Source organism: uncultured Phenylobacterium sp., assembly GCF_902826855.1.
Lineage (GTDB): Bacteria > Pseudomonadota > Alphaproteobacteria > Caulobacterales > Caulobacteraceae > Phenylobacterium.
Map to the genome: position 1 here is coordinate 1 of NZ_CADEGK010000247.1, position 6,097 is coordinate 6,097.

The following is a 6,097-nucleotide window of genomic DNA, read 5'->3' on the forward strand; positions in this document are numbered from 1 at the left end:
TGATGTTCTTCTGGATTTGCGCGGTGCCCCCGCCGATGATCAGGCCAAGCTGGAACATGTAGGCCTGCTGCCAGCTGCCGTGGGAGCGCAGGTGCGGGCTGCCGTCGTAGAGCACGCCGAGCTCGCCAAGGGCGTCGATGGCCAGCGCCGATATCTGGTGTGCCAGCTCGCAGGACTGCAGCTTGACGATCAGCCGCGCGAGCCCCGCTTCGCCGCCGTTCGCCGAGGCGCTCAGCACGCGCAGCCCATTGAATTTCATCGCTGCGAGTTCCGCCTGCAGCCGCAGCAGACGATCTCGCAGGATCGGATTGTCCATGATCCGGCCATCGCCGGCCGTCTCAGTCCGCATCAGCTCCGCCAAGGCAAGGAAGCGGCTTTCGAGCTGGCCCGGGTCCCCCAGCATTCCACGTTCGTGCTTGAGGGTGGCGTTGGCGACGAACCAGCCCTGCCCGCGCTTTCCCACGATCTGGGACTTCGGGACGCGCACGTCGGTGAAGAAGGTCTCGTTGAACTCGGCGTGCCCGGTCATGGTCACCAGGGGGCGAACCTCGATCCCCGGCGTTTTCATCGAAAAGATCAGATAGCTGATTCCGTCGTGCTTTCCCTTGTCCGGCTCGGTGCGCACGAGGCAGAAGATCATGTCAGCCTCGCGGGCCGTGCTGGTCCAGATCTTCTGGCCATTAATGACGAAGTCGTCGCCATCCTCCGTTGCGCGCGTCTGAAGGCTGGCGAGGTCGGACCCCGAGCCCGGCTCGGAGTATCCCTGACACCAGATAACCTCGCCGTGGATCGTCGGCCCGATCCACTGGCGCTTCTGATCTTCCGTCCCCAGTTCCAACAGCGTCGGAACCAGCATCGAAATGCCCTGGCTCTGTAGCCCCGGTGGGACGCCGGCCCGGGCGAATTCCTCGCCGATTATGCGGGACTTCAGGATGTCCGGCGCGGCCCCATACCCTCCATATTCCTTCGGGATGGTCCGCGCGGCGTAACCATGGGCGATCAACAGTTTCTGCCAGGCTACCGCTTCTGCTGAGGGCCGCTGCGCAGCCCCGCCGCCCTTGGGGGCGGCATGGCGGTGGGCCTCAAGAAAGTCGAGCACTTCGCGCCGAAAAGCCTGGTGTTCGGCGCTGTAGGTGAGATCCATCAGCCTGTCCTTTCGAAAGGATCGTGGCGCTTCCGTGGGGCGCAGCTCATGGCGCGACCTGTTCGGATGGCTGGAAGCAAGGCAGGCGGAAACCGTCTCCAAGCTCTCGGAAGACCAGTTCGACGGGGATGCCCAGTTTCAATGCGTGGCGGTCGCAGTTCAGCAACCGGCTCGCCATCCGCACGCCTTCGTCGAGCTCCACCAGCGCAGCGACATAGGGGATTTCCGCGGCGAAGGCGGGGTGAAGCGCCTGATGGGTGACGGTCCACGAATAGAGGCTGCCGGTCCCGCGGACGGGCGTCCAGGCGAAATCTGGAGACCCGCACCGCGCGCACATGTAGCGCGGGAGGAACCGCCAAGCGCCGCAGCCCGAACAACGCTGGAATCGCAGCCGCCCGTCCTGGCATTGCTGCCAGAAGGCCTCGTCCATGGGATCCTGGGTCCTGGGAAGCGGCGCGGGAACGGTGGGAGGTTGCATGGGTGTCAGTTCCTCAAGATCGCCAGACTGCCGTCACCGAGATCGCCCCATCCGGTGACCAGGCCGATACTGGCCCCCGGCACCTGTCGCGCACCGGCGTCGCCGCGAAGTTGGCGCACGGCTTCCAGCACATGATTGAGTCCCCAGACGTGGGCTTCGCTAAGCAGACCGCCATGGGTGTTCAGGGGATAGCGACCGCCGAGCTGGATCTGGCCGTCTTTCACAAAGTCGTAGATGCCGCCGGGCGCGCTGAACCCCAGCGCTTCCAGCTGCAGCAGCACGACATAGGTGAAGCAGTCGTAGACCTGCAGGAAGTCCATGTCGCTGGCGGTGACGCCGGCCATCTCGAAGGCTCGGGGCGCGGCGTAGGACAGGCCGATCTTGAGCATGTCGGGCCGGGAGGGAATGTCATCTGCCGGATAGGGGTGGCCTTCCGCTGCGCCGGCGATCAGCACGGGCCGGTGCGGCATGTCGCGCGCCCGCTCGGCGCTCGTGACCACAACCGCGCAGGCGCCATCCGTCTCAAGGCAACAGTCGTACAGACGGAAGGGTTCGGAAATCCACCGCGCGCCCAGGTAGGCGTCCATGTCCAGAGGTTGGCCATAGGTCACGGCCCGTGGGTTGAGCTGGGCGTGCGCACGGCATGCCAGGGCCACCTCGCCCATCGCCTCGTCGGGCACCCCGTAGAGGTGCTTGTGGCGCATCGCGATCCAGGAATACATTTGTGCGGGCATCATCACGCCGTAGGGCATGTAGAAACCCTGGATCGTGCGGGTCAGCGTGTTCATGTTCATGGCCCGCTGCGGCGGCCGGCCCGGCTTTGGACGAAGCGCGGAGTAGCCATTCCACCCCAGCACCACGAGGACGTTGTCGGCGACGCCGGCAGCAACGGCCGTTGCGGCGTTCTGCAGCGCTGTGGTGGGGCTAGCCCCGCCCATATGTACGGTGGAGGCGTACCGCAGCACATCGACACCAAGGTTGGCGGCAAGCTCCTCGGACGACGTGTAGATCGGAGGCGGCACCATCCCGTCAATCTGCGAGGGCTTGAGCCCCGCGTCGGCGATGGCCTTGCGGGCCGCCTCCAGCATCAGGTCCACGGCGGTGCGTTCCGAGCCTTTGACGTATTCGGTCTCGCCGATGCCAACGATGGCGGCCTTGTCGCTGAAACTCACGGCTCTTTCCTGTCTTTCGAACATCGGCGAAGCGTTACGATCGGAAGACTGTCGCTCTAGGTGGGCGGGATCAGGCACGAGTGGATGGACTCATCTCCGGGCACCTGACGCGCGAGCGTCCGGATGGCCAGTTCGGCGTCCTTCAACTCGAAGTCGTGAGTGTGCATCAGCTCAAGTGGCAGCGACCGTGCCTCGATCAGGTCGATGGCCTTTCGGTATCCCGACGAGGTCACGCCGATCGCCCCCTTGATGGTGATCTCCTTGAAGACGATCAGGTCTGAGACAAAGTCCGGTATGGGCTTGAAGCCCTTCACTCCCGCCAAGACGATCGTACCGCCGGGACGCACATAGCTGAGGGCTTCGCGCACCGGGTCGGTGGCGTAAGAGGTCACCTCCACGACGACGTCGGCGCCACGCCCGCCGGTGAGTTCTTTGATGCGTTCGATGGCGTTCTCATTCTGGACATCGATCGTATGGTGCGCCCCGAAGGTCCGGGCGAGGTCGAGCTTGCGGGCGTCGGCGGCCATGCCCGTCACGATGATCTTCCCAGCACCCGCCTGCCGCGCGGCGATGACGCTGGCCAGACCGCGCTGGCCCGGTCCCAGGATGACGATAGTGTCGCCGACCTGGGTCTGAGGGATCTCCACCGCCCAGCGGAAGCCGGCCCCCAGCGGGTTGAACATCACCGCGAGCTCGGCTGGCAAAGTCTTATCCATCTTGTGAACGATCGTGTTGGGGGCGAGGTACATGTACTGGGCATAGGCGCCCCAGAGCCCCGGCATGTTCGATAGCGGAATGTAGGAATAGATCTGCCGTTCGGCGCACAGGTGGTAGCGGCCGCCCAGGCAGGTGTCACAGCTATGACAAGACAGCATTGTCTCGACGGCGACCCGATCGCCGACATCGACGCCCCAGCGGCGCGCCGCCTTGTCGCCGATCGCCTCGATGATCCCTACGGGCTCGTGCCCGGGGATCACCGGCATCGGCGTCTTCAGAACCCCCTCGAATTGCTCGTAGTCGCTGCCACAGATCCCGCAGGCCTCGATCCTCAGAATCGCGCTGTCGGCTTCGATATCGGGGATGGGCAAGTCACGCATTTCAAGCGTGCGCGGCGCCGTCTGAACCATCGCAAAGGTCTTGGCGGGAATCACGGGGTTGGCCTCCAACTGCGCAGCGACAACCCATAACACATATATGTGGCAGAGAACGTATATCTGTTATATCGCAGTGTAGGCAACGATCTTCGATCAGCTGCCGCAGGCTCACGGCCTCAGCCCTTCGCAATGGAATGAACGCAATGAACGCCGACGTCCCGAGGGTCGACCTTCTGAGCCTGGCAGAGGCGGCGAACGCGGCCCGGTCTGCGGGGATTTCCGAACAGATGGCGCCGCTCAGCGTATTTCGCGTACTCCTGCGGCATCCGGCGGTGGCGGGCGAGCTTGCCTCCACCCTCACCACCCTGCTCTTTCGGGGCAACAAGCTCGACGCCCGCCTGCGCGAACTGATCATCATGCGGATCGGCTGGAGGACCGGCTCAGTCTATGAGTGGACCCAGCACTGGCGGGTGGCCCGCGGGCTCGACATTCCCGAGGCCGACCTGGCGGCCACCCGTGACTGGCGGGGGGCCGCGAACCTGTCGGCAGCCGACAGGGCTGTGCTGCAGGCCACCGACGACACGCTCGACCAGGGCATGATCTCGAACGCCGCCTGGGAGGCCTGCTGCCTCCACCTGGCGACGGAGGCCGAGCGTATTGAGCTAGTTGTCGCGATCGGCAACTGGACCATGTTCTCCCAACTGCTGAAGAGCCTGCGCATTCCGCTGGAAGACGGCGTCGAGGCCTGGCCGCCGGACGGCAAAGCGCCCCGAACCTGAGTGTCCCACCCCGTCGAGCCGGAGTTTCCATGACACGCATACCGATCTCATCCGATCTCGTCGGGTTGGAGTTCCCCGCCACCACCCAGGCCTGGACCTCCAAGGACACCATGCTCTACGCCCTGGGCGTCGGCGGGCGGCCGGCGGAAGACCTGGACTTCATCTATGAAGGCCGCGGCCCGAAGGTTCTGCCGACCTATGCCGTCATCCCGGGCGGCGGCGCATTGGGGGGGCTGATGCGCACCGTCGACATGCGCCTGGAAATGCTGCTGCACGGCGAACAGTCCATCGAGCTATTCCGGGCCCTCCCCTCCGAAGCCAGCGTCGAGGTGAGCGGTCGCATCACCGAGGTCTGGGACAAGGGAAAAGCTGCCGTTCTGGGCGTCGAGAGCGTCGGCCGAGACGCCGACGGCGACCTTTTCCGGACCCACGCCACGCTGTTCGTCCGCGGCGCGGGCGGTTTCGGCGGCGAGCGCGGTCCCTCGGGCGGAGATAGCGCCGCGCCCGATCGGGCCCCGGATATTGTGGCCAGCTTCCAGACCCGTCCCGAACAAGGCGCGATCTACCGGCTGTCGGGCGATCGCAACCCCATCCATATCGACCCGGCGTTCGCTAGGATGGGCGGGTTCGACGCGCCCTTCATGCACGGGCTGTGCACCTACGGCATTGTGGGTCGCGCCATCCTGAGAGAGCTATGCGCCGACGATCCGGGCGCCTTCCACTCTTTCCAGGGGCGATTCGCTGACCGGGTGCTGTACGGGGACACTATCGTCACCAAGATCTGGCGCACCAGCGATGGCGAGGCCATCGTACAGGGCGAAACTGCGGATGGCCGTATCGTTCTGTCTCAAGCCAGGGCGACATTCGCGGTCCCAGCATAGGCATCGACATGTCGCCCTATCCCCACCTGCTGTCATCGCTGGACCTGGGGTTCGTAACGCTCCCGAACCGCACGCTGATGGGCTCCATGCACACCGGCCTTGAGGAGGCGCCGGATGGATAGAATCGGCATGCGCGGTTCTTTGCTCGTCGGGCGCAGGGCGGCGTGGGTCTGATCGTAACGGGTGGCGTATCGCCCAATGAGGCGGGCCGGCTAGGCCGGAACGGCGCGGTGATGCGCGAGGCCGCCGTGGCGGGACACGGCCGAATCACGTCCGCTGTGCACCAGTCGGGCGGACTCATCGTGCTGCAGCTCCTCCACGCGGGGCGCTATGCGCGTCACGAGGGCCTCGTCGCCCCGTCGCCGATCGCCTCCAGAATAAACCCGCTGACGCCGCGCGAACTGACCGAGGAGGAGATTCTCGCCACGATCGAGGACTTCGCGAACGCCGCGATGCTCGCCAAGGAGGCTGGCTACGACGGGGTGGAGATCATGGGTTCGGAAGGCTACTTGCTGAACCAGTTCCTGGCGCCGCGGACCAATCAGCGCA

Annotated in this window: 6 protein-coding genes and 1 pseudogene; 3 read left to right on the plus strand and 4 right to left on the minus strand. The window is 65.3% G+C overall.

Going from position 1 to position 6,097, the window contains the following annotated elements; all coding sequences use genetic code 11:
* The 4 genes from QZV94_RS22250 to QZV94_RS22265 form a co-directional block, all read right to left on the minus strand.
* Nucleotides 1-1,144 (minus strand): acyl-CoA dehydrogenase family protein (locus QZV94_RS22250; RefSeq protein ID WP_293682121.1); only part of this gene is annotated, 1,144 nt, incomplete at its 3' end.
* Between the two features lie 46 nt (nt 1,145-1,190).
* Nucleotides 1,191-1,622 carry an OB-fold domain-containing protein gene (locus QZV94_RS22255; protein ID WP_293682124.1) on the minus strand — a complete coding sequence of 144 codons (432 nt, stop codon included), beginning with the start codon at nt 1,620-1,622 and terminating at the stop codon, nt 1,191-1,193.
* A 5-nt stretch (nt 1,623-1,627) separates the two neighbouring features.
* Nucleotides 1,628-2,794: a transporter gene (locus tag QZV94_RS22260; protein ID WP_293682127.1), complete on the minus strand. Its 1,167-nt coding sequence runs from the start codon at nt 2,792-2,794 to the stop codon at nt 1,628-1,630.
* Between the two features lie 56 nt (nt 2,795-2,850).
* Entirely contained in the window at nt 2,851-3,891 is a 1,041-nt protein-coding gene (locus QZV94_RS22265) for a zinc-binding dehydrogenase (protein WP_293682130.1), read from the minus strand.
* 200 nt (nt 3,892-4,091) lie between these two features.
* Between QZV94_RS22265 and QZV94_RS22270 the strand changes: the two genes are divergently transcribed.
* From QZV94_RS22270 to fadH, 3 genes and pseudogenes are all read left to right on the plus strand, one after another.
* The gene (locus QZV94_RS22270; RefSeq protein ID WP_293682133.1) at nt 4,092-4,667 is read left to right on the plus strand and encodes a carboxymuconolactone decarboxylase family protein; all 576 of its coding nucleotides are present in this window, start codon (nt 4,092-4,094) and stop codon (nt 4,665-4,667) included.
* A 29-nt stretch (nt 4,668-4,696) separates the two neighbouring features.
* On the plus strand, nt 4,697-5,548 hold the full coding sequence (locus QZV94_RS22275; protein ID WP_293682136.1) for a MaoC/PaaZ C-terminal domain-containing protein: 852 nt from the start codon (nt 4,697-4,699) through the stop codon (nt 5,546-5,548).
* A gap of 164 nt (nt 5,549-5,712) precedes the next feature.
* A pseudogene (gene fadH, locus QZV94_RS22280) lies at nt 5,713-6,097 on the plus strand (NADPH-dependent 2,4-dienoyl-CoA reductase); the annotation flags it as partial.

Bases quoted from the DNA above. Each gene is read 5' to 3' on its own strand.
- QZV94_RS22255 (WP_293682124.1), bottom strand. From the start codon at position 1,622: ATGCAACCTCCCACCGTTCCCGCGCCGCTTCCCAGGACCCAGGATCCC.
- QZV94_RS22265 (WP_293682130.1), bottom strand. From the start codon at position 3,891: ATGCGTGACTTGCCCATCCCCGATATCGAAGCCGACAGCGCGATTCTG.
- QZV94_RS22270 (WP_293682133.1), top strand. From the start codon at position 4,092: ATGAACGCCGACGTCCCGAGGGTCGACCTTCTGAGCCTGGCAGAGGCG.
- QZV94_RS22275 (WP_293682136.1), top strand. From the start codon at position 4,697: ATGACACGCATACCGATCTCATCCGATCTCGTCGGGTTGGAGTTCCCC.